Raw genomic sequence first — 22,175 nt, forward strand, 5'->3', positions numbered from 1 at the left:
TCAACCTCAAAGCTGGGCCACGATCGCGCGGTAATCCGCGGCCAGCGTGGCCTGAAGAATCTCTTTCGGGTAGTCGTCGGTGATCACTGCCTCGCCCATCCGGCTGAGCAGTACCAGACGCAGACGACCGTCGAGTACCTTTTTATCCACTGCCATGTGCTCCATGAACTGGGCAGGAGTCATTTCTTCGGGCGGCACCAGCGGCAGACCGGCGCGCTGGAACAGACGAATGCCGCGGTCACGTTCCTGCTGGCTGATCCAACCCAGGCGCATCGACATCTCCAGCGCCATCACCGTACCTGCCGCCACCGCCTCGCCATGCAGCCACACACCATAGCCCATGTGGGTTTCGATGGCGTGGCCGAACGTATGACCGAGGTTGAGGGTGGCCCGAACACCGGATTCACGCTCGTCGGCGCCGACGACGGCGGCCTTGGCGGCGCAAGAGCGGCGAATGGCTTCGGTCAGCGCGGCCTGGTCCAGGCCACGCAGGGCATCCATATTGGCTTCGAGCCATCCCAGGAACGGCTCGTCACAAATCAGACCGTATTTGATCACTTCGGCAAGACCGGCCGACAGCTCGCGCGCAGGCAAGGTGGTGAGGCTGGTGGTATCGATCAGCACGGCGTTGGGCTGATAGAAAGCGCCCACCATGTTCTTGCCCAGCGGGTGGTTGATGCCGGTCTTGCCGCCCACCGACGAGTCGACCTGGGACAACAAGGTGGTCGGCACCTGGATAAAGTCCACGCCACGCTGGTAACAGGCGGCAGCAAAACCAGCCATGTCACCGATCACACCGCCGCCGAGCGCGACCACGGTGGTTCGACGGTCATGACGCGCCGTCAGCAGGGCATCGAAAATCAGCTGCAGGGTTTCCCAGTTCTTGTGGGCTTCGCCATCGGGCAGTACCACCGGCAGCACCGAATAGGCACCCAGGGTACGGCTCAGACGCTCGAGGTAGAGGGGGGCAACCGTTTCGTTGGAAACGATGGCGACCTGCCGGCCGGCAATGTGCGGCGCCAGCAGTTCGGATTGATCCAGCAGGCCTTCGCCAATGTAGATCGGGTAGCTACGTTCGCCCAGTTCGACCTTAAGTGTCTGCATGTGTCCCCACAATGAACGAGGCGCGGCATCGATGGCTCGACCCGCGCGATAACGGTGTGCCCTGTCACGGCATGACTGGTCGCCGAGGATAAGCCCGGCTTAACGGGGCGGCAACTTCTGCAAGCGCTCGAGAATGTCCTGCACCACCATTCGCGGTGGCCGTTCGTCGGTTTCGACGACCAGGTCGGCAATCTCGCGATACAGCGGGTCACGGACCTCCAGCAGCGCACGCAAGGTGGCTTCCGGATTGGCCGTGCGCAACAGCGGACGATTGCGGTCACGCGCGGTACGTCCGACCTGCTGCTCGACCGAGGCGTGCAGGTACACCACCCGCCCTCCGGCATGCAGGGCCTGGCGATTGGCATCGCGCATCACCGCGCCCCCGCCGGTGGCCAGGACCACACCATCGAACGCGCACAGTTCGGCGATCATCGCCTGCTCGCGATCACGAAAGCCCGGCTCGCCTTCCTTGTCGAAGATCCACGGGATATTGGCGCCTGTACGCAGTTCAATTTCCTTGTCGGAATCCTTGAACGGCAGGCGCAGCTCTTTGGCCAGCAGGCGGCCGATGGTGCTTTTACCAGCACCCATGGGCCCCACAAGTATCAAATTTCGCACAGAATCAACGACTCACAGCAATCGCCTGGTCACTCATGATACGCGGAGTCAGGAAGACCAGCAGCTCGGATTTTTTCTCTTGTATTGCATCGCGACGAAACAGCCGCCCAACATACGGCACATCGCCGAAAAATGGCACCTTGTCGACAACTTTACTTTGCACCGTGGAGTACACACCGCCGATCACGATGGTTTCGCCATCATTGATCCGGACCTTGGCGTTGACCTCGTTTTTCTTTATCGGCGGTACGCTGTTCAGGGCGTTGAGGTAGTCCGGCTCGTCCTTGGTAACCCGTACAGCCATGATCACCCGGTTGTCCGGGGTGATCTGCGGCGTCACCTCCAGAGACAACGAAGCCTCACGGAAGGTCACCGAGGTGGCGCCACTGCCACTGGTTTCCTGATAGGGCACCTCGGTGCCCTTGAGGATCCGCGCGGTTTCCTTGTCGGCGGTGACCACTTTGGGCTGGGAGATGATCTCGCCATTGCCGGACTTCTCCATGGCGCTGAGTTCAAGGTCGAGCAAGGCATTGTCACGCACCAGGCCCAGGCCGAGGACCGATGTCGCCCGTGATGCCCCCAGATCAACGAAGGTATCGCCACCCCCCACGGTCAGGCCGCCACCCAACTGGAATTCACCTCCCCAGCGCACGCCGAGATTTTTCTCGTAATCGACATTGGCCTCAACAATTCGCGCCTCGATCATCACCTGGCGCACTGGCACATCCAGGCTAGCGATCAATTGACGCAACTGCTCCAGGCGCTCCGGTGTCTGGCGGACGATCAAGGTGTTGGCTCTCTCATCGACACTGATCATGCCCTGAGTGGGCTCGAAGGGATCATCGGCGGCAAGCGACTGGAATACGGACGCGATATCGGCGGCCTGGGCGTAATGCACAGGCAGGAGCGCCTGATGGGTGGGCTGCAGCGCCGCCACGTACTGGCGATCCTCCAGCGCCCGCCGGTCCTGGCCCGCCAGCTCACCCGCCGGCACCACCAACAGCACATTGCCTTCCATGCGTTTTTCCAGGCCCTTGCTACGCAGCACCAGATCCAGCGCCTGCTGCCATGGCACCTCATGCAGACGCAGGGTTACCTTGCCTTGCACCGCATCGCTGGCGACCAGGTTCACGCCGGAAAAATCGGCCAGCACCTGCAGCACCGTGCGCACCTCTACATCCTGGAAATTCAGTGACAGCGGCTCGCGCTCCAGCGCACTGCTAACTGGAACCCCGTACAGCACCTGGGCACCCAACAACACCCCCACTACCGCCATGTATCGTTTCATGCCCATCAGCGACCTCCCTGGCCTGCGATGCTACCCCGTACCGGTTGTGGCCTTGAGGGTCAGCGTGCGCCGCCGCTCCAGCCACCCCTTGCCCACCACGAATACCTCTTCGATGATCTCCACCTGGTGCTCTTCGATAGCGACGATCCGTCCCCTGTCCCGGCCCAGCCGGTCGCCCAGCTGCAGACGATGCACCGCACCGGCAGCACGCAGCAGGGCAAAGCGCGTGTGCTGACGCGCAAGACTGCCCACCAGCTCGAATTGCTCTATAGGCAGGGCTTCCAGGTGTTGCCGGTATTGTTGCAACGGCGGCCGCTCGAAGGGATTGCGCGTAAATTCCAGAAAGGGGCGCTCGGCAACCGGCTCGGCGCTCAGGGCCAAGGGCTCGATGCCTGGCCGCTCGCCTCGGTAGGCACTGGCGCGCAATTGCATGCGCAACTGCGCCGGGTGTTGCGCCTGGACCGGCGCAAGGGAGAAGTCCTGCAGCGCAATCAGGCGAGGCAACTGGGCCAGGCCTTGGGCAAAAGCCGCCAAGGCCGGGTAGCTGCCTTCTACCTGCAGCTGCATCGGCAGCTCCACATATTCGCCCTGAAGGATCTGCGGCAACAGTTCCAGATGCTCGATGAACACCCCGTGCTGCTGGCCCTGATAGGCGATGCCCTCCAGCAGGCTGGCGGAGTCACCCCCGGCCGCCAATCGCCAACGCGACGCCTCAAGTGCCCGGGAGGCCGCAGCACGCTGTGCATCGCTGACTGACAGCGCCTCGGCACGCTCGACCTTTGCGGTCTGCTCTGCGCGCAATTGCTGCGCATGCCCGGCCACTCTGTCGACTTCCACGAACAGTGCCTGAAGATGAACGACGTAGGCCACCCCCAACAACAGTGACAACCAGCCCGCCAGCAGCAGCACCGTCCTGATGCGCGAGCCACTTGCCCAGCGCTGCACGGCATGCCACCACACCGCGCTCAAGGCATCCCCCGCAGGGCTACGCCCAATTCGAATGCCTCGCCCTCAGCCACGGCTTTCATCTGCTGCCTGTCCACCTCGCCAAAAGCGTCGGCCAGGGTGCGAAGCAATTGCGCCACCAGCCCCCCTGAGTGCGCCACCCCACTGATGTTCAGGCGCTGCCCTTGCCGGGTCACTGTAGCGAGGTGAACCCCCTCAGGCACCGCACGTTCGATCTGCTCGAGAAGGTCGACAAGCGCAAACCGTCGGGCGTGTAGCGCCTCGAGTGCCAGGTGCTGCTGCCGGATCTGTTCATGCTCGACCTGATACTGCGCAAACGTTGCCAACCGGGCATCCTCCTGCTCGATGGCCTGGTGCGCGACGACACTGCCAAGCAACTGACGCTGCAGCGCCTGCCGCCCCTGAGTGTCCAGCAGCCACACAACCACGACGGCCAGCAACCCGACAGCGACCAACATGCCCTGTAGTCGCCGAACGGCCGCTTGATGTCGGCGCACCCGCCACGGCAGAAGATTCAATCCAGGCATGGGTCAGCCACTCGCATTGCCAAGCCACAGGCAACCGCAAGGCAGGGTGCCTGCGCGGCCAGCGCGTCCGACTTCAGGCCCGGCGCCAACACTGTCGCGCCAAAGGGGTCGGCATGCAGCACCTCGATACCTAGACGTTGCTGCAACTGCCCTGGCAATTTGGCCGCCAGCACCCCGCCACCCAGAAGCTGCAATTGATCAGGCAGTGCCCTCCCCGGGCTGGACAACAGGTAGGTATCCACTGCGGCGGCCAGCGCTTGCGCATCGACAGGTTGGCTGCCAAGAGGAATCTGGCGGCGTAGCCCTGCTGCCTCGCCCCCCACTTCATGGAAAACCACAGACTGATCCTCGACCTGAAGCCATAACGCCTCGCGCACCGAAGATACCGGCAAGGCACGGCGCAAGGCATGATGATCGGCCTCCACGACGCAAGCGCGCAGCCCGGCGCACTCCAGGCTGGCATGCAGCACCTCCAGCAACGCCAGATGACAGGCGGCAACCACAACCCGCTGGCACTGGGGGTTGTCGGGATCAGGGCCCATCTGCTGGAAGTCGAGCGCCGCATCTTCCAGGGCGAAGGGAATGAATGCACTGGCCTCCTCAGGCAGTTGCTCGACCAGGGCGTCGTCGTCCAACCCGATGGGCATTGCGAGCTGCTTCTCCACCACCAGGGCACCCGGCAGCGCGACGGCTACACGCCGTCCCGGCATGGCACTGCGGCTAACCGCCCTGAGCAGGGCCGTCCCCACAAGCTCGGGGTCAACGATCCAGCCGTTGTGCAGGGCCGCCGCCGGCAATGGTTCGATGGCCCAGGCGCCGACCTGGCAGCGCCCCTGACGACGGTGTGCATGCACCAGCCTGATGAATGGAGGGGTAATTTCCACCCCCAGCAGTGAACCGGCATCCCTGCCAAAGCGTCCAAGCATCGGTTTTTCCTTGATAAAGGCAGGTCAATGGGGTTTTCCCGATGAGACCTGACAGATTCCATGGCACCCGCGCCGATAACGCGGCCGTGCGAAAAATGCTTATAATGCCCAGCGTTTTTCCTTGTCCGCTGGCCCCGCGCGCAACCCATTCTTTTAACTGGACGCCCAAAAGCCTTGATACGCCTGCTGAAGTTTTTCTGGTGGTCTTTCGTCGCAGTCATTTGCGCTCTCGTGCTCGGCCTGAGCGGCGCGTTTCTGTATCTTAGCCCCAGCTTGCCCTCGGTAGAGGCCCTCAGAAGTATCCAGTTGCAGATCCCTTTGCGGGTCTACAGCAGCGACGGAAAGCTGATTGCAGAGTTCGGCGAAATGCGCCGCTCTCCCATCCGTTTCGCCGACATTCCCCCCCATTTCATCCAGGCTTTGCTCTCGGCCGAAGACGACAATTTCGCCAATCACTATGGGGTCGACCCCAGCAGCCTGATGCGTGCTGCAACACAATTGCTGAAGTCCGGGCACATCCAGACCGGCGGCAGCACCATCACCATGCAGGTGGCGAAGAACTTCTTTCTGAGCAGCGAACGCAGCTTCTCGCGCAAAACCAACGAAATTCTCCTGGCCCTGCAGATCGAACGCGAACTGACCAAGGACGAAATCCTCGAGCTGTACGTCAACAAGATCTACCTGGGTAACCGCGCCTACGGCATCGAGGCAGCGGCGCAGGTCTACTACGGCAAGTCGATCCGCGACATCAGCCTGGCGCAGATGGCCATGATCGCCGGCCTGCCCAAGGCACCATCGCGCTTCAACCCGCTGGCCAACCCGGTACGCGCCAAGGAACGCCGCGACTGGATCCTGGGACGCATGTACAAGCTGGGCAAGATCGACGAAGCCAGCTACCAGGCCGCCCTGGCCGAGCCGATCAACGCCAGCTACCACGTACCGACACCTGAAGTCAGCGCGCCGTACATTGCCGAAATGGCCCGTGCCGAGATGGTCGGCCGCTACGGCAGCGACGCCTATACCGAAGGCTTCCGCGTCACCACCACGGTGCCGAGCGACCTGCAGGAAATCGCCAACAAGGCTGTGCTCGACGGCTTGAGCGCTTATGACGAACGTCACGGCTACCGTGGCCCGGAAGCGCGATTCCCAGGCAAGACCCAAGCCGCCTGGCTGCAGGAGCTGAGCAAACAGCGTCCACTGGGCGGCCTGGAGCCCGTCATCGTCACCCACGTCGACAAGACCGGCCTGCAGGTGCTGACCCGTGCCGGCCAGCAGGAGAGCGTGGCCTGGGAAACCATGAAATGGGCCCGTCCGTTCCTCAACACCAACAGCCAGGGCCGCGCCCCACAACAGCCTTCGGATGTCGCCCAGGTCGGCGACCTGATCCGCGTCCAGCGCCTGGATGACGGCACCCTCAAGTTCAGCCAGGTGCCAGGCGCCCAAAGCGCCCTGGTCTCGCTGGACCCGAATACCGGCGCCATCCGTGCCCTGGTCGGCGGTTTCTCCTTCGAGCAGAGCAACTACAACCGTGCCATGCAGGCCAAGCGCCAGCCAGGTTCGAGCTTCAAGCCGTTCGTCTATGCCGCAGCGCTGGACAACGGCTACACCGCTGCCAGCCTGGTCAACGACGCCCCGATCGTGTTCGTCGACGAGTACCTCGACAAGGTCTGGCGCCCCAAGAACGACACCAACACCTTCCTGGGCCCGATTCGCATGCGTGAAGCGCTGTACAAGTCGCGCAACCTGGTGTCGATCCGCCTGCTGCAGGCCATGGGCGTGGGCTCGACCATCGACTACATCAGCAAGTTCGGCTTCAACAAGCAGGACCTGCCGCCGAACCTGTCCCTTGCGCTGGGCACCGCCACGCTGACGCCAATGGAAATCGCCACCGGCTGGAGCACCTTTGCCAACGGCGGCTACAAAATCACCCCATACCTGATCGAACGCATCGAGAGCCGCAACGGCGAAACGCTGTTTACTGCCAATCCGCCACGGGTGCCGCAATCGGAGCCGGTCGAGGCAGGCCTGGCCGCACCGGAAGCGCCGATCAACGTTCAGTTCCCGGGCGAACCTGCGGCAACCACCGGCAGCGACCCCGCCATCGCACAACCTCCGGCGGTGGCCGAGCGCATCATCGACGGCCGCACCAGCTACATCCTGACCAGCATGCTCCAGGACGTTATCAAGCGCGGTACAGGGCGCCGTGCCCTGGCCCTTGGCCGCACCGACCTGGCGGGCAAGACAGGCACCACCAACGAGTCCAAGGACGCCTGGTTCTCCGGCTACAACGCCGACCTGGTGACCACCGTGTGGAGCGGCTTCGACCAGCCGGAAACCCTGGGGCGCCGCGAATACGGCGGCACCGTGGCGCTGCCGATCTGGATGAACTTCATGGGCGCGGCACTCAAAGACAAGCCCAACCATGCTCCGGCCGAGCCGGAAGGCATTCTCAGCCTGCGAGTCGACCCGGTCAGTGGCCGCGCCGCCTCGCCGGGTACGCCCAACGCCTACTTCGAGCTGTTCAAGGCCGAAGACACGCCACCGTCGGTGAACGAGCTGGGTAACGGTGCGGTGCCGGGCAGCCCATTGCCAGCGGATGAAGCAGCGCCGATCGACCTGTTCTGACAGAACCAGCCCCGCGAAGAGGCCGGCACACAGCGAGTCAGTTATCGCCTGGAATACGGCCGCTGGGCGGCCGATCGCAGGCTGCCGCCAGCGGCTACAAGGCCTAGCGCTCCTGGCACCGTACAAGACAACCAGCGACCAATAAAAAAGCCCCGACTCTCGCGAGCCGGGGCTTTTTATTACAACGCTACAACGACTCAGCCGTTGAACACGTCATCCACGCTCTTGAGCGGGTAGTTCTTCGGATACGGCAGGGTTGCAACGCCAGTCTCGATCGCAGCCTTGGCCACGGCGTCGGAGACGACGGTGATCAGGCGGGCATCCATTGGCTTAGGAATGATGTACTCACGACCGAATTCCAGCGCGTCCACACCGTAGGCTGCACAGACTTCCTTCGGCACTGGCAGCTTGGCCAGGTCTTTCAGGGCGTTGGCTGCAGCAATCTTCATCTCTTCGTTGATGCGCTTGGCGCGAACGTCCAGGGCACCACGGAAGATGAATGGGAAGCCCAATACGTTGTTGACCTGGTTCGGGTAGTCGGAACGACCGGTGGCCATGATCACGTCGCTACGGGTAGCGTGAGCCAGTTCCGGGGAGATCTCCGGATCCGGGTTGGAGCAGGCGAAGACGATAGGGTTCGGCGCCATCGACTTCAGGCCTTCCGGGCTCAGCAGGTTCGGACCGGACAGGCCGACGAACACGTCAGCGCCTTCCAGGGCATCAGCCAGGGTGCGCTTGTCGGTAGCGTGGGCGAAGACCGCCTTGTACTGGTTCAGGTCGTCACGGCCAGCGTGGATCACGCCAGTACGGTCAACCATGAAGATGTTCTCGATCTGCGCACCCATGCTTACCAGCAGCTTCATGCAGGAGATGGCGGCAGCGCCGGCGCCCAGGCAGACGATCTTGGCGTCGGCCAAGGTCTTGCCCGCGATTTCCAGGGCGTTGATCATGCCGGCAGCGGTCACGATCGCGGTGCCATGCTGGTCATCGTGGAATACCGGGATGTCGCACTGTTCGATCAGGGCGCGCTCGATCTCGAAGCACTCAGGTGCCTTGATATCTTCCAGGTTGATGCCACCGAAAGTGATGGAGATACGCTTGACGGTGTCGATGAAGGCTTGCGGGCTCTCGGAGTCGACTTCGATGTCGAACACGTCAATACCGGCGAAACGCTTGAACAGAACACCCTTGCCTTCCATTACTGGCTTGGAGGCCAGTGGGCCGAGGTTACCCAGGCCGAGAATGGCGGTGCCGTCGGAAATGACTGCTACCAGATTGCCCTTGCCGGTGTACTTGTAGGCCAGCTCCGGATCGCGACCAATTTCACGTACCGGCTCGGCCACGCCTGGGCTGTAGGCCAGCGCCAGGTCGCGAGCAGTCGCGGTAGGTTTGGTGAGCTCGACGCTCAGTTTCCCCGGACGAGGCTGAGCATGATATTCGAGAGCGGCAGTTTTCAAATCTGACATGGTGGGCATTCCGCTATTTACTGTTCTGACGGACCGCCGAGGATACGCAAAGAGCAATGGGCCGACAAGACTGCCCGGTCACTTGTGTCAAGGCCTTTAACCTACGACTTTCCGCCAAGACCCGCAGCCCGCAAGGGTTTCAATGTGTACAATCGTACAAAAAAATGTCCACAATTTTTTATCTTTCGACCCGTTCCAGCATCGCTGGATCGGTCAGTGGCAGCAACCAGCGCTTTTGCCCGGCTTTCAGGCCACCTTTGCGGGAACGATCCAGCACCCAACCACGTACTTCGACGCTGCTGCCTTTCAAGCCATCGAAGAAGGAAGGCGGAAAATTACGCTGCAGCCGGGCAGGCACCTGCACCACCAGCGCACTGTCGATTTCAACCCAGATGCCGCCACGATTGCGCTCGATATCTTTGACTTCGCCGCCGATCAGCGCAAAACCTGAGTTTTGCAGCTGTACTGCCGGTATCACCGGGGTTTGTCGCCACAGCCCGACCTTCAGCTGACGAGCGGCGCGTTCGGCCTGCTGCTGACAGCCCGTGAGGCTGACGTTCGGCGCCACCGCCACGTGGTAACCAAGCCCTTCACTGAGCAGTTGTGCTTCGAAATTGTCGCCAGAGCGCCCATAGATATGGGCCAGGGTGCGGCCGTACTTGTCTCTGGACTCGACCCCAGGCACCAGCCCGACTTCACCCCCGCTGGCCTTGACCAGGGCCTGCAAGCGCTGACGGGCGGCTTCGGCGAAGGGCTCACTGGCTCGACCCTTGCGGCCGATTTCCGGTGCATTGATACCAATCAGGCGCACACTGCGCCCATCTACCAGACGCACGGTGTCGCCATCGACCACCTGGCGCACGCTCACGCGCTGGGGATCGACCGGGGTCGGGCAGAAGGCTTGCGCCGGCAACTGCCAAATGACGCCCATAAAAAAGGCGCCCACAAGGGACGCCTTTTTCAGCAGCATTGCAAAGCCCATGGGGCCCGCGACGCGCAATCTTACTTCTTGCTGCCGAACGCCGCGAAGCGGTCTTCGAAGCGCTTGACGCGGCCGCCGGTGTCCAGAGTCTTCTGCTTACCGGTGTAGAACGGGTGGCACTCGTTGCATACGTCGGTACCCAGCGGGGCGCACAGGGTCGAACGAGTTTCAAACTTGTTACCGCAGCTGCAGGTGACTGCGACTACTTCATAATTCGGGTGAATTTCTGGCTTCATGGTCACTTCCTCGACTGCGTGCCGCCACCCAACACCATTGTTGAATACCGCACGTAATTAGGCGGCGAATAATACCAGAGCATGCTCTCAACGCAAGTTGTCGCTTGCACCGGCTGTCGTCTGCTAGGCTCGCCGGACCTTGGAAAACCCCTTCAGAGAACTCTCCGCGTGTCCGACGTCATTCTGCGCCTCGCCCTGCCCTCGCCCTTGCGGCGACTGTTCGACTACAGGGCCCCGGCGAGCATGGCACGCCAGGCACTGACCCCGGGCATGCGCATACGCGTGCCGTTCGGGCGCCGGGAAATGATCGGCATCCTGATCGAGGTTGCCGACAAGAGCGAGGTCCCGGCCGACAAACTCAAACCGGCGATCGCCCTGCTCGACCCGGTTTCGCCGCTACCTGCCTCCCTGTTCAAACTCTGCCTGTGGACGGCCCAGTACTACCAACACAGCCTCGGTGACACCTTGAGCTGGGCCCTGCCGGTGCTGCTGCGCCAGGGCGAGCCGGCCGAGGCGCGCCAGGAGCGCTTCTGGCAGATTGCCCCCGGAGCGCGCCTCGACGACCCGCGCATCGCCCGCGCGCCACGCCAGCGCGAGGCATTGGCGACCCTGGCACAACACCCCCACGGCGTCGCCCATACCTTGCTGAGCAAACTGATGTTGAGCAAGGACAGCCTCGACCTGCTGCTGGCCAAGGAACTGGTTCAGGTCGACGTACGCCGGCACCTGCCCCAGGAACGTCACGAACATTGGCTGGCCCAACCGGAATTGCCTCTGAACGAGGAGCAGCGCGCCGCTTTCAATGCCGTGCGCTCGGGCTTTGACAGCTTCCATGCGTTCCTGCTGGCCGGGGTCACCGGCAGCGGCAAGACCGAGGTCTACCTGCAACTGATCCGTGAGACCCTGGAGGCCGGCAAGCAGGCGCTGATCCTGATCCCGGAGATCAACCTCGGCCCCCAGACCCTGGCGCGCTTTGAACAGCGTTTCAATGCACGCATCGCCCTGCTGCATTCGGCTGTCAACGATCGCGAACGCCTGGACGCCTGGCTTGCAGCCCGCGACGGCGAAGCCGATATCATCATCGGCACCCGCTCGGCACTGTTCACGCCAATGAAGCACCCGGGGCTGATCATCATCGACGAGGAGCACGACGGCTCCTACAAACAGCAGGAAGGCCTGCGCTACCACGCCCGCGACCTGGCCCTGGTGCGCGCCCGCCAGGAAAACATTCCGATCCTGCTCGGGTCGGCGACGCCTTCACTGGAAAGCCTGCACAACGCCTATACCGGCCGCTATGGCCTGCTGCGCCTCAACCACCGCGCCGGTGGTGCCAAGCAGCCGCGCTTCCTGCGCCTGGACGTCAAGAGCAGGCCCCTGGACAGCGGCATCAGCGGGCCCATGCAACAGGCCATCGGCCAGACCCTCACCGCAGGCCAGCAAGTGCTGGTGTTCCTCAACCGACGCGGTTTCGCCCCGACCTTGCTGTGCCACGACTGCGGCTGGATGTCCGAATGCCCACGCTGCGATGCACGCATGACCGTCCATCAGCGCTCCAACGAGCTGCGCTGCCACCATTGCGGTTACGACGAGCGCGTGCCGCGCCAGTGCCCGCAGTGCAACAAGGTCGACCTGCGGCCGGTGGGCGCGGGCACCGAGCGCGCCGAAGAGCGCCTGAGCATTCTGTTTCCGGACTACCCCGTATTACGCGTGGATCGCGACAGCACCTCGCGCAAGGACGCCATGAACCAGCTGTTCGCCACCATCCAGCGCGGCCAGCCGTGCATCCTGGTCGGCACTCAGATGCTCGCCAAAGGGCACCACTTCCCGCGGGTGACCCTGGTGTCGATCCTGGATGCGGACGGCGGCCTGTTCTCTGGCGATTTCCGCGCCAGCGAGCGCATGGCCCAGATGATCGTCCAGGTGGCCGGCCGCGCCGGACGCGCCGAAGAGCCGGGCAAGGTGATCATCCAGACCCACCTGGCCGACCATCCACTGCTGGTGCAACTGACCGAACAGGGTTATTTCGCCTTCGCCGAACAGGCCCTGAGCGAGCGCCGTGCCGCCGGCCTGCCGCCCTTTGCCCACCTGGCCCTGCTGCGCGCCGAAGCGCACAAGCCCGGGCAGGCCGAAGGTTTTCTCGACGAAGCCTGCAGCGCTGCCGAACAGTTGCTGGCCGAGCACAACCTGCATGGCATCGAGCTGCTCGGGCCGGTGCCAGCGCCGATGGAACGACGCGCAGGACGTTTTCGTGCACAACTATTGCTCCAGGCCAATGCCCGGGCGCCTTTGCATCGACTGATCAGTGCCTGGTTGCTACTGTTGGAACAGATGCCGTCCGGGCGACAGGTGCGCTGGTCGTTGGATGTGGACCCTGTAGACCTCTATTGATCTGCGGGAGCGGGCTCGGCCCGCGGTCCCGACACCGCAAATCCCCCAAAGGTTGGCAACCCCGCCCCGGCAACGGATAATGTTCAGTTTTTCCACCTGCGCATCGAAGCGCCGCCGCGCTTGCGGTCGAAAGAGAAGCCCATGAAAGACACCATTCGCCAGCTGATCCAGCAAGCCCTCACCCAACTCGTCACCGACGGTGTGCTGCCTGAAGGGCTGACGCCGGCGATCCAGGTAGAAAACGCCCGGGACAAGACCCACGGCGATTTCGCCAGCAACGTCGCGATGATGCTGGCCAAGCCTGCAGGCATGAAACCTCGTGACCTGGCCGAAAAAATCATCAACGCCCTGCCTGCCGACCCGCAGGTCAGCAAGGTCGAGATCGCCGGCCCAGGTTTCTTGAACTTCTTCCAGAACACCCAGGCCCTGGCTGCCCGCCTCGACGCCGCCCTGGCCGATGCCAAGCTGGGTGTACACAAGGCCGGCCCGCAGCAGAAGGTCGTGGTCGATCTCTCGGCGCCGAACCTGGCCAAAGAGATGCACGTCGGCCACCTGCGCTCGACCATCATCGGTGATGCCGTCTCGCGCGTACTGGAGTTTCTCGGCGACACCGTGATCCGCCAGAACCACGTGGGCGACTGGGGTACCCAGTTCGGCATGCTGATGGCCTACCTTCAGGAAAACCCGATCACCAGCGACGAGCTGTCGGACCTTGAAAACTTCTACCGCGCCGCGAAGAAACGCTTCGACGAGTCCGAAGAATTCGCCGACCGCGCCCGTGGCCTGGTGGTCAAGCTGCAAGCCGGTGACGAGGAATGCCTGAAGCTGTGGACCCGCTTCAAGGACATCTCCCTGTCCCACTGCCAGAAGACCTACGAGCTGCTCAACGTCAAGCTGACCATGGCCGACGTCATGGGCGAGAGTGCCTATAACGACGACCTGGCCAACGTGGTTGCCGACCTTAAGGCCAAAGGCATGCTGGTCGAAAGCAAGGGCGCCCAGTGCGTATTCCTCGACGACTTCAAGACCGCCGAGGGCGAACCCCTGCCTGTGATCGTGCAGAAGGCCGACGGTGGCTACCTGTACGCCACCACTGACCTCGCGGCCGTGCGCTACCGCAGCAACGTGCTCAAGGCTGACCGCGCCCTGTATTTCGTCGACCAGCGTCAGGCCCTGCACTTCAACCAGGTGTTCGAAGTGGCTCGCCTGGCAGGCTTCGTCGGCCACCCGATGCAGATGGAGCACATGGGCTTCGGCACCATGAACGGTGCCGATGGCCGTCCGTTCAAGACCCGTGACGGTGGCACCGTCAAGCTGATCGACCTGCTCACCGAAGCCAAGGAGCGTGCCTATGCCCTGGTCAAGGAGAAGAACCCCGAGCTCGCCGAAGACGAACTGCGTGCCATCGCCGAGGTAGTGGGCATTGGCGCGGTCAAGTACGCCGACCTGTCCAAGCACCGTACCAGCGACTACAGCTTCAACTTCGAACTGATGCTCAACTTCGAGGGCAACACTGCCCCGTACCTGCTGTACGCCTACACCCGGGTTGCCGGCGTATTCCGCAAATTGGGCAAGCGCTTCGACGAAGTCGACGGGCAGATCGTTCTGCAAGCAGCGCAAGAGCAGGACCTGGCCGCACGCCTGGCCCAGTTCGGTGAAATCCTGAACAACGTCGCTGAAAAAGGCACCCCGCACGTACTGTGCGCCTACCTCTACGACGTGGCCGGCCTGTTCTCCAGCTTCTACGAGAACTGCCCGATCCTGGCCGCCGAAACCCCGGAACAAATGCAGAGTCGCCTGCGCCTGGCTGCCCTGACCGGTCGTACTCTCAAGCAAGGTCTGGAACTGCTTGGCCTGGAAACCCTGGAGCGCATGTAAGTTGGCTGCCAAGAAAAAACCCGCACCCAAGCGCGGCGCCAGTCGCTACCAACCACCTGCCAAGCAACCCATCCCGGGCTGGCTGTGGCTGGCGATCGGCCTTTCGGTCGGTGCCTTCGTGGTTTTCCTGATGAAGCTTGAGCCTGGCAACGAGGAGGTCAAACGTACCAAGCCCGAGCAGCACAAAGCCGAGAAGGTCGCTGAAGCCAACAAGACCGCACCCAGCCCGCAACAGCCGGTCAAGCCCAAGTACGACTTCTATACCTTGCTGCCCGAGTCTGAAGTGATCGTGCCGCCTGAAGCCGTGCCGGAGAAAACTCCGCCGGTGCCAGCGCAGCCTCCGGTCACCCCGGCCGAGGCCGCGAAGATCGACACCGCCCGCGCCCAGGCCGCGCTGATGGGGCAGACACCACCGCCTGCACCGCCAGTGATCAAACCGGCGGCGACCACCCAGTTCTTCCTGCAGGCGGGCTCGTTCCGCAAGCAGGCCGATGCCGACAAGGTACGCGCGCAGATTATTCTGCTGGGCCAGGCGGTGAAGGTGGAGTCCGGTACGGTGAAGGATGAAACCTGGTACCGGGTATTGGTCGGCCCGTTCAGCAACCGTGAACAGTTGACCGTCGCCCAGAAGCAACTGGCCGGCAGCGGCTTCAGCAACCTGCTGTTGCAGCAGCGCCAGACTCGCCAGTAGAACAACTGGCGGCCTTGTCGACATCGACAAGGCCGCAGGTTTTCAACGCCGCTGAGCGTTGGCCAGCGACACCTGGGTGTTCAACGTCCAGAAGTCGTACAAGACCCCCACCAGGAACAACCCGCCCGTGAACAGGTAGAGGATCCCGGTGATCCATTTGCCCTGGTACATGCGGTGCACGCCAAATACACCCAGGAAAGTCAGCAGGATCCACGACAGGCTGTAGTCCAGCGGGCCAGGGTGAAAGCGCAGGTCGGCCTCGCGATCCATCGCCGGGATCAGGAACAGGTCGATCAGCCAGCCGATACCCAGCAGGCCCAAGGTGAAGAACCAGATCGTGCCTGTGACCGGCTTGCCGTAATAAAAGCGGTGAGCGCCGGTGAAGCCAAAAATCCACAGCAGATAACCAATCACCTTGCTGTGAGTGTCATGCAGCTGTCCGTCCTGTTGATAACTGTTCATTCATAGCCTCTGAGGGTTATCGGAAAATTTTCTAAGAAAAAATGTGACTTTTTTGTGGCGAGCCGACGTATGGCATTTGGCCCGCTTGCTGCGTGCAAAGGCTTGTCCCGCCTGGGCTGCGCCGCTTGATAACGTTTTTTTGCTGCAATGTGGCCGGTTTTCAAGGCCGTTGCAATCGACCAACGGATCAGAAATTGATCAAAAAGCTGTTATAAAGTTGCGCGCTTAACCAACAAGAGCCCTGCCTATGCGTCCTTTTTTCAAGACATGGCTGACCCTTTGCCTATTATTGCCACTGGCCGCCCACGCCACCAACCGTGAGCAACGTTTACCCAACGGCTTTTCCGGATACACCACCAATTCGTCGGCTGTGCGTTCCACCAAGAACGCCAGCCCCAAGGTCCAGAACCGCACGCGTGCAAGCAAGCCAAGCCTGCCGGTGGCGTCGATGTCGCCCCAGCAGAGCAGCGATGTGCTCAGTCGCGCCGTCAATGTACTGGGTACGCCCTACCGCTGGGGCGGCAGCAGCCCGAGCAAGGGCTTCGACTGCAGCGGCCTGGTCAAGTATGCCTTCCACGAAGTAGAGGAAGTCGACCTGCCACGCACCTCCAATGCCATGGCCCAGGGCCACGGTATCAAAGTCGATCGCAACGACCTCAAGCCTGGCGACCTGATCTTCTTCAATATCAAGAGCCGCCGGGTGAATCACGTTGCCATCTACCTGGGTAACGACCGCTTTATCCATGCCCCTCGCACGGGCAAGCGGGTAAGTATCGACACCTTGAGCAAACCCTACTGGCGCAGCCGCTACGTGGTAGCCAAGCGTGTCCTGCCAAAGAGCCAGCAATTGGCCCTGGCCGCCAACCACTAAAAATTGCCATGCGCCCGCTCCCGGGCGCTGTCCGGGCTGATCAGCCCACGCTGGAGCAGGCCCTGCAGGCAACTGTCCAGGGTCTGCATCCCCAATGCTCCCCCGGTTTGAATCGTCGAATACAGTTGTGCGACCTTGCCTTCGCGCACCAGGTTGCGCACCGCCGGTGTAGCCAGCAGTACCTCATGGGCCGCCACCCGGCCACCCCCCACCCGTTCCACCAGCACCTGTGACACCACCGCCTGCAGCGCTTCGGCCAGCATGGTGCGGACCAACTGCTTTTCTTCGGCGGCGAACACGTCCACCAAGCGATCGATGGTCTTTGCAGCCGACCCCGTGTGAACCGTCGCCAGTACCAGGTGCCCGGTCTCCGCGGCGGTCAGGGCCAGGCGGATGGTAGGCGGGTCACGCAACTCGCCCAGCATGATGACATCCGGATCCTGGCGCAGGGCGGCACGCAAGGCCTCGGCGAATCCATGACTATGCCTGCCGACCTCACGCTGACTGATCAGGCTGCGTTGCGGGCTGTGGATAAATTCGATGGGGTCTTCGAGGGTCAGAATGTGCAACGCTCGCTCCCGATTCAGGTGGTCGATCAAGGCCGCCAGGGTGGTGGACTTTCCTGACCCCGTTGGCCCACTGACCAGCACCAGCCCCGACGACAACTCGGCAATCTGGCGAAACACATCTCCCAGGCCCAACTCAGCCAGGCTGTTCACCTTGCTTGCCACCACCCGCACGACTGCACTCGGGCCTTGCAACTGATTGAACGCATTGACCCGAAAACGTCCAAGCCCTGGTACCGCGACCGCAAAATCGATATCCAGTTGTGTTTCAAAGTCCTTTTTCTGCGATTCGGACATTAATTGCCCAAGCAACGCCTGCAGCTGTTCGGCACTGAGCGCTGCCAGCTCAAGGCGACGAATGCGTCCGTCCAGACGGATCGCCGGCACTTCGGCCGCGGCCAGGTGCAGGTCCGAGGCGCCGGCCTTGGTGGCCAGGCCCAGCAGTTCAGTCACATCCATGAGACTCCCCAAAGGCTGCCAAGCAGGTAGAATGCCGCAGACCCAAAGAGCCGCTGGCATCGATCAATGTCCACCATAGCAGACAACCTTTCCACGCTTGCCGCACGCATCCGTGCTGCCGCTCAGGCCGCCGGGCGCGAGCCTTCCGACATTCGCCTGCTGGCAGTGAGCAAGACCAAACCCGCCGCCGCCGTGCGTGAGGCCTATGCTGCCGGGGTGCGTGACGTGGGTGAAAACTACCTGCAGGAAGCCTTGAACAAACAGGCCGAATTGACCGACCTGCCCTTGACCTGGCACTTCATCGGCCCCATTCAGTCGAACAAGACGCGTGCAATCGCCGAGCATTTTGACTGGGTACATTCCGTGGACCGACTGAAAATCGCCCAACGCCTGTCCGAGCAACGCCCCGATGGCCTGGCGCCGCTGAACATCTGCCTGCAGGTAAATGTCAGTGGCGAGTCCAGCAAATCCGGCTGCACCCCGGACGAACTCCCAGCCCTGGCCCGCGCCATCGTTGCGCTGCCGCGCCTGCATTTGCGCGGGCTGATGGCGATTCCCGAACCCACCGACGATCGCACGGCACAAGAAGCCGCCTTCGCCCAGGTTCGTCAGTTGCAGGCCGAGCTGGACCTGGCCCTGGACACCCTTTCCATGGGCATGAGCCACGACCTGGAAGCGGCCATCGCCAAGGGCGCGACCTGGGTCCGTATCGGCACGGCACTGTTCGGTGCCCGCGATTACGGTCAGCCCTGACCCATGCCTTTTTCAACCTTTCCCTTCAAGGACCTGACATGAGCAAGACTCGTATTGCCTTTATCGGCGCCGGCAACATGGCCGCCAGCCTGATCGGCGGCCTGCGCGCCCAGGGCCTGGACGCTTCGCAGATTCGCGCCAGCGACCCGGGTGCCGAGCAACGGGCCAAGATCCATGCCGAACACGGCATTGAAATGTTCGCCGACAACGCCCAGGCCATCGACGGTGCCGACGTTATCGTCCTGGCGGTCAAGCCACAGGCCATGAAAGCCGTGTGCGAGGCCCTCAAGCCAAGCCTCAAGCCTGAGCAACTGGTGGTGTCGATCGCTGCCGGCATCACCTGCGCGAGCATGAACAACTGGCTCGGCGCCCACCCCATCGTGCGCTGCATGCCCAATACCCCGGCACTGCTGCGCCAGGGCGTCAGCGGCCTGTACGCCACGGCCCAGGTCTCGGCCGCCCAGCGACAGCAAGCAGAGCAATTGCTGTCGGCTGTGGGCATCGCCCTGTGGCTGGACACCGAGCAACAGCTGGACGCCGTCACCGCCGTCTCCGGTAGCGGCCCTGCGTACTTTTTCCTGCTGATCGAAGCGATGACCGCTGCGGGTGAAAAACTCGGCCTGCCACGTGAAACCGCTGCCAAGCTGACCCTGCAAACCGCTCTGGGCGCCGCCCACATGGCCGTCAGCAGCGATGTAGACGCCGCCGAACTGCGTCGCCGCGTGACCTCGCCAGCCGGCACCACCGAAGCGGCGATCAGGTCGTTCCAGGCCGATGGATTCGAAGCGCTGGTGGAGAAGGCGCTGGGCGCTGCGGCGCACCGCTCGGCCGAGATGGCCGAACAACTGGGCAACTAAGGAGCCGAACATGATCGGATTGAACACCGCTGCCATCTATATCCTGCAAACCCTGGGCAGCCTCTACCTGCTGATCATCATGCTGCGCTTCATCCTGCAGCTGGTACGCGCCGACTTCTACAACCCGCTCAGCCAGTTCGCCGTACGCGCTACCCAACCACTGCTCAAGCCCATGCGCCGGATCATCCCCAGCCTGTTCGGCCTGGACATGTCCTCGCTGCTGTTGGCGATCATCGTGCAGATGCTGATCATGGGCCTGACGCTGCTGCTGGCCTACGGCACCACCGGCAACCCGCTGCAGTTGCTGATCTGGTCGATCATCGGCGTAACCGCGCTGTTCCTGAAGATTTTCTTCTTCGCCCTGATCATCAGCGTGATCCTGTCCTGGGTCGCACCAGGAAGCCACAACCCGGGCGCCGAGCTGATCAACCAGATCTGCGATCCATTCCTGGCCCCGTTCCGCCGCATTCTGCCGAACCTGGGCGGCCTGGATATTTCGCCGATCCTGGCGTTCATGGCGCTCAAGCTGATCGACATGCTGGTGATCAACAACCTGGCGGCCATGACCGGTATGCCGGAGGTACTGCGCCTACTGGTTTGATGTTCATCCTTCGCGGGGCAAGCCCGCTCCTACAGGGTTTGTAGGTGCGGGCTTGCCCCGCGATGCTTTCCTTGCCGCACTCATCTGCGGTCTTTAGACTTACGCCTCATTTAAGCGTGAGCAGGGTCGATGTCCACTGTCTTTCCCGAAGATTCGGTCGGTCTGGTAACACCGCAACTGGCGCAGTTCAACGAGCCCCTGGCGCTGGCCTGTGGCCGCTCGCTGGCCTCCTATGAACTGATCTACGAAACCTACGGTACGCTCAACAGCTCGGCCAGCAACGCCGTGCTGATCTGCCATGCACTATCGGGCCACCACCATGCGGCGGGCTACCACAGCCCCAACGACCGCAAGCCCGGTTGGTGGGACAGCTGCATCGGCCCGGGCAAGCCGATCGACACCAATCGCTTCTTCGTCGTCAGCCTGAACAATCTCGGCGGCTGCAATGGCAGCACCGGCCCCAGCAGCGTCAACCCGGTCACCGGCAAGCCCTATGGCGCCGATTTCCCGGTGCTGACGGTCGAAGACTGGGTACACAGCCAGGCCCGCCTGGCCGATCGCCTGGGGATCCAGCAGTGGGCCGCCGTGGTCGGCGGCAGCCTGGGTGGCATGCAGGCGCTGCAGTGGACCATCACCTACCCCGATCGCGTGCGCCACTGCCTGGACATCGCCTCGGCACCCAAGCTCTCGGCACAGAACATCGCCTTCAACGAGGTGGCCCGCCAAGCCATCCTCACCGACCCGGAATTTCATGGCGGCTCGTTCCAGGACCGCGGCGTGATCCCCAAGCGCGGCCTGATGCTGGCGCGCATGGTCGGGCACATCACCTATCTGTCCGATGACTCCATGGGCGAGAAATTCGGCCGTGAGCTCAAGAGCGACAAGCTCAACTACGACTTCCACAGCGTCGAATTCCAGGTCGAAAGCTACCTGCGCTACCAAGGCGAGGAGTTCTCCGGGCGTTTCGACGCCAACACCTACCTGCTGATGACCAAGGCCCTGGACTACTTCGACCCGGCCGCCGCCCACGGTGGCGACCTGGCCGCAACCCTGGCCAACGTCACGGCGGACTATTGCGTGATGTCGTTCACCACCGACTGGCGTTTTTCGCCGGCACGCTCGCGGGAGATCGTCGACGCCCTGATCGCCGCGCGCAAGAACGTCTGCTACCTGGATATCGACTCGCCCTATGGCCACGATGCCTTCCTGATCCCGACCCCGCGCTACATCACGGGTTTCACGAACTACATGAACCGCATCGTCTGCTGAGGACCCTATGAGAGCCGACCTGGAAATCATCCAAGACTGGATCCCCGCCGGTAGCCGGGTACTCGACCTCGGTTGCGGTACCGGCGAGCTGCTGGCATCGCTGCGCGACAACAAGCAAGTCGCGGGCTATGGCCTGGAGATCGACCCCGACAATATCGCCCAGTGCGTGGCCAAGGGCGTCAACGTCATCGAGCAGGACCTGGACAAGGGGCTGGGCAATTTCGCCAGCAACAGCTTCGACGTAGTGGTCATGACCCAGGCCCTACAGGCCGTGGAGTACCCTGACCGGATCCTCGACGAAATGCTGCGCGTGGGCCGCCAGTGCATCATTACCTTCCCCAACTTCGGCCACTGGCGGTGCCGCTGGTACCTGGCGACCAAGGGTCGCATGCCGGTTTCCGACTTCATGCCGTATACCTGGTACAACACGCCGAACATCCACTTCTGCACCTTTGAAGACTTCGAGGCACTGTGCAGCGAGCGTCGCGCCCAGGTCCTCGACCGCCTGGCAGTCGACCACTTGCACCGCCACGGGTGGGCGAGCAGGCTATGGCCTAATCTTCTAGGGGAGATCGGCATTTACCGTGTCAGCAGCCCCGGCCTTCTGGAACACAAGGTCGCGGTCTGACCATCAGCTGAGGA

General features: G+C 62.7%; 22 protein-coding genes. 11 read left to right on the forward strand and 11 right to left on the reverse strand.

Features of this window, described 5'->3' with window-relative positions:
- Window positions 1-6: 6 nt before the first annotated feature.
- The 5 genes from aroB to ABVN19_RS21220 form a co-directional block, all read right to left on the reverse strand.
- A complete protein-coding gene (aroB, locus tag ABVN19_RS21200) occupies window positions 7-1,104 on the reverse strand; it encodes a 3-dehydroquinate synthase (RefSeq protein ID WP_028943929.1) in 1,098 nt (365 codons plus the stop codon).
- A 99-nt stretch (window positions 1,105-1,203) separates the two neighbouring features.
- Window positions 1,204-1,722 carry a shikimate kinase AroK gene (gene aroK / locus ABVN19_RS21205; RefSeq protein WP_028943928.1) on the reverse strand — a complete coding sequence of 173 codons (519 nt, stop codon included), beginning with the start codon at window positions 1,720-1,722 and terminating at the stop codon, window positions 1,204-1,206.
- Window positions 1,723-1,726: 4 nt separating this feature from the next.
- Window positions 1,727-3,010, reverse strand: coding sequence for a type IV pilus secretin PilQ family protein (locus ABVN19_RS21210; RefSeq protein WP_256585836.1), 1,284 nt, complete (start codon window positions 3,008-3,010; stop codon window positions 1,727-1,729).
- 30 nt (window positions 3,011-3,040) lie between these two features.
- Complete coding sequence (locus tag ABVN19_RS21215; RefSeq protein WP_028943927.1) at window positions 3,041-3,970, reverse strand: pilus assembly protein PilP; 930 nt, start codon at window positions 3,968-3,970, stop codon at window positions 3,041-3,043.
- A gap of 5 nt (window positions 3,971-3,975) precedes the next feature.
- Window positions 3,976-4,302, reverse strand: a complete 327-nt coding sequence (locus ABVN19_RS21220; RefSeq protein WP_167332116.1) for a PilN domain-containing protein — start codon at window positions 4,300-4,302, stop codon at window positions 3,976-3,978.
- Between ABVN19_RS21220 and ABVN19_RS21225 the strand changes: the two genes are divergently transcribed.
- Window positions 4,270-4,443 (forward strand): hypothetical protein, encoded by a 174-nt coding sequence (locus tag ABVN19_RS21225; RefSeq protein WP_167332115.1) that lies wholly within the window; start codon window positions 4,270-4,272, stop codon window positions 4,441-4,443. The genes ABVN19_RS21220 and ABVN19_RS21225 overlap by 33 nt on opposite strands.
- 47 nt (window positions 4,444-4,490) lie before the next feature.
- Here the strand turns inward: ABVN19_RS21225 and pilM are convergent, their stop codons facing one another.
- Entirely contained in the window at window positions 4,491-5,429 is a 939-nt protein-coding gene (gene pilM / locus ABVN19_RS21230) for a pilus assembly protein PilM (protein WP_105641874.1), read from the reverse strand.
- Between the two features lie 174 nt (window positions 5,430-5,603).
- Here pilM and ABVN19_RS21235 point away from each other — a divergent pair, with 174 nt between their 5' ends.
- On the forward strand, window positions 5,604-8,054 hold the full coding sequence (locus tag ABVN19_RS21235) for a penicillin-binding protein 1A (RefSeq protein ID WP_105641873.1): 2,451 nt from the start codon (window positions 5,604-5,606) through the stop codon (window positions 8,052-8,054).
- 197 nt (window positions 8,055-8,251) lie between these two features.
- Here ABVN19_RS21235 and ABVN19_RS21240 read toward each other — a convergent pair whose 3' ends face one another.
- From ABVN19_RS21240 to rpmE, 3 genes are all read right to left on the reverse strand, one after another.
- Window positions 8,252-9,520, reverse strand: coding sequence for a malic enzyme-like NAD(P)-binding protein (locus ABVN19_RS21240; RefSeq protein WP_028943924.1), 1,269 nt, complete (start codon window positions 9,518-9,520; stop codon window positions 8,252-8,254).
- Between the two features lie 178 nt (window positions 9,521-9,698).
- On the reverse strand, window positions 9,699-10,520 hold the full coding sequence (locus tag ABVN19_RS21245; RefSeq protein WP_028943923.1) for a thermonuclease family protein: 822 nt from the start codon (window positions 10,518-10,520) through the stop codon (window positions 9,699-9,701).
- 2 nt (window positions 10,521-10,522) lie between these two features.
- On the reverse strand, window positions 10,523-10,738 hold the full coding sequence (rpmE, locus tag ABVN19_RS21250; RefSeq protein WP_028943922.1) for a 50S ribosomal protein L31: 216 nt from the start codon (window positions 10,736-10,738) through the stop codon (window positions 10,523-10,525).
- 168 nt (window positions 10,739-10,906) lie between these two features.
- Between rpmE and ABVN19_RS21255 the strand changes: the two genes are divergently transcribed.
- The 3 genes from ABVN19_RS21255 to ABVN19_RS21265 all read left to right on the forward strand — a co-directional run bounded on the left by ABVN19_RS21255 (window position 10,907) and on the right by ABVN19_RS21265 (window position 15,695).
- Window positions 10,907-13,126 carry a primosomal protein N' gene (locus ABVN19_RS21255; RefSeq protein ID WP_105641872.1) on the forward strand — a complete coding sequence of 740 codons (2,220 nt, stop codon included), beginning with the start codon at window positions 10,907-10,909 and terminating at the stop codon, window positions 13,124-13,126.
- Window positions 13,127-13,267: 141 nt separating this feature from the next.
- Window positions 13,268-15,004: an arginine--tRNA ligase gene (gene argS, locus ABVN19_RS21260; protein ID WP_028943920.1), complete on the forward strand. Its 1,737-nt coding sequence runs from the start codon at window positions 13,268-13,270 to the stop codon at window positions 15,002-15,004.
- A gap of 1 nt (window position 15,005) precedes the next feature.
- On the forward strand, window positions 15,006-15,695 hold the full coding sequence (locus ABVN19_RS21265; protein WP_028943919.1) for an SPOR domain-containing protein: 690 nt from the start codon (window positions 15,006-15,008) through the stop codon (window positions 15,693-15,695).
- 42 nt (window positions 15,696-15,737) lie between these two features.
- Here the strand turns inward: ABVN19_RS21265 and ABVN19_RS21270 are convergent, their stop codons facing one another.
- Entirely contained in the window at window positions 15,738-16,157 is a 420-nt protein-coding gene (locus tag ABVN19_RS21270; RefSeq protein WP_028943918.1) for an NINE protein, read from the reverse strand.
- 247 nt (window positions 16,158-16,404) lie between these two features.
- Here ABVN19_RS21270 and ABVN19_RS21275 point away from each other — a divergent pair, with 247 nt between their 5' ends.
- A complete protein-coding gene (locus ABVN19_RS21275) occupies window positions 16,405-17,028 on the forward strand; it encodes a C40 family peptidase (RefSeq protein WP_028943917.1) in 624 nt (207 codons plus the stop codon).
- Here ABVN19_RS21275 and ABVN19_RS21280 read toward each other — a convergent pair.
- Window positions 17,025-18,053 carry a type IV pilus twitching motility protein PilT gene (locus ABVN19_RS21280; RefSeq protein WP_105641871.1) on the reverse strand — a complete coding sequence of 343 codons (1,029 nt, stop codon included), beginning with the start codon at window positions 18,051-18,053 and terminating at the stop codon, window positions 17,025-17,027. The genes ABVN19_RS21275 and ABVN19_RS21280 overlap by 4 nt on opposite strands.
- A gap of 66 nt (window positions 18,054-18,119) precedes the next feature.
- On the opposite strand from ABVN19_RS21280, the gene ABVN19_RS21285 reads away from it, so the two are divergent.
- From ABVN19_RS21285 to metW, 5 genes are all read left to right on the forward strand, one after another.
- Window positions 18,120-18,806, forward strand: coding sequence for a YggS family pyridoxal phosphate-dependent enzyme (locus ABVN19_RS21285; protein ID WP_105641870.1), 687 nt, complete (start codon window positions 18,120-18,122; stop codon window positions 18,804-18,806).
- Window positions 18,807-18,844: 38 nt separating this feature from the next.
- A complete protein-coding gene (proC, locus tag ABVN19_RS21290) occupies window positions 18,845-19,663 on the forward strand; it encodes a pyrroline-5-carboxylate reductase (RefSeq protein WP_105641869.1) in 819 nt (272 codons plus the stop codon).
- Window positions 19,664-19,673: 10 nt separating this feature from the next.
- Window positions 19,674-20,264 (forward strand): YggT family protein, encoded by a 591-nt coding sequence (locus tag ABVN19_RS21295; RefSeq protein WP_028943913.1) that lies wholly within the window; start codon window positions 19,674-19,676, stop codon window positions 20,262-20,264.
- A gap of 129 nt (window positions 20,265-20,393) precedes the next feature.
- On the forward strand, window positions 20,394-21,533 hold the full coding sequence (locus ABVN19_RS21300; RefSeq protein ID WP_028943912.1) for a homoserine O-acetyltransferase: 1,140 nt from the start codon (window positions 20,394-20,396) through the stop codon (window positions 21,531-21,533).
- A 7-nt stretch (window positions 21,534-21,540) separates the two neighbouring features.
- Entirely contained in the window at window positions 21,541-22,161 is a 621-nt protein-coding gene (gene metW / locus ABVN19_RS21305) for a methionine biosynthesis protein MetW (RefSeq protein WP_028943911.1), read from the forward strand.
- Window positions 22,162-22,175: the final 14 nt, after the last annotated feature.

The organism is Pseudomonas vranovensis (assembly GCF_040438935.1).
Lineage (GTDB): Bacteria > Pseudomonadota > Gammaproteobacteria > Pseudomonadales > Pseudomonadaceae > Aquipseudomonas > Aquipseudomonas vranovensis.

Bases quoted from the DNA above. Each gene is read 5' to 3' on its own strand.
- aroB (WP_028943929.1), bottom strand. From the start codon at position 1,104: ATGCAGACACTTAAGGTCGAACTGGGCGAACGTAGCTACCCGATCTAC.
- ABVN19_RS21210 (WP_256585836.1), bottom strand. From the start codon at position 3,010: ATGAAACGATACATGGCGGTAGTGGGGGTGTTGTTGGGTGCCCAGGTG.
- ABVN19_RS21225 (WP_167332115.1), top strand. From the start codon at position 4,270: ATGCTCGACCTGATACTGCGCAAACGTTGCCAACCGGGCATCCTCCTG.
- pilM (WP_105641874.1), bottom strand. From the start codon at position 5,429: ATGCTTGGACGCTTTGGCAGGGATGCCGGTTCACTGCTGGGGGTGGAA.
- ABVN19_RS21240 (WP_028943924.1), bottom strand. From the start codon at position 9,520: ATGTCAGATTTGAAAACTGCCGCTCTCGAATATCATGCTCAGCCTCGT.
- rpmE (WP_028943922.1), bottom strand. From the start codon at position 10,738: ATGAAGCCAGAAATTCACCCGAATTATGAAGTAGTCGCAGTCACCTGC.
- argS (WP_028943920.1), top strand. From the start codon at position 13,268: ATGAAAGACACCATTCGCCAGCTGATCCAGCAAGCCCTCACCCAACTC.
- ABVN19_RS21270 (WP_028943918.1), bottom strand. From the start codon at position 16,157: ATGAACAGTTATCAACAGGACGGACAGCTGCATGACACTCACAGCAAG.
- ABVN19_RS21275 (WP_028943917.1), top strand. From the start codon at position 16,405: ATGCGTCCTTTTTTCAAGACATGGCTGACCCTTTGCCTATTATTGCCA.
- ABVN19_RS21280 (WP_105641871.1), bottom strand. From the start codon at position 18,053: ATGGATGTGACTGAACTGCTGGGCCTGGCCACCAAGGCCGGCGCCTCG.
- ABVN19_RS21285 (WP_105641870.1), top strand. From the start codon at position 18,120: ATGTCCACCATAGCAGACAACCTTTCCACGCTTGCCGCACGCATCCGT.
- proC (WP_105641869.1), top strand. From the start codon at position 18,845: ATGAGCAAGACTCGTATTGCCTTTATCGGCGCCGGCAACATGGCCGCC.
- ABVN19_RS21295 (WP_028943913.1), top strand. From the start codon at position 19,674: ATGATCGGATTGAACACCGCTGCCATCTATATCCTGCAAACCCTGGGC.
- ABVN19_RS21300 (WP_028943912.1), top strand. From the start codon at position 20,394: ATGTCCACTGTCTTTCCCGAAGATTCGGTCGGTCTGGTAACACCGCAA.
- metW (WP_028943911.1), top strand. From the start codon at position 21,541: ATGAGAGCCGACCTGGAAATCATCCAAGACTGGATCCCCGCCGGTAGC.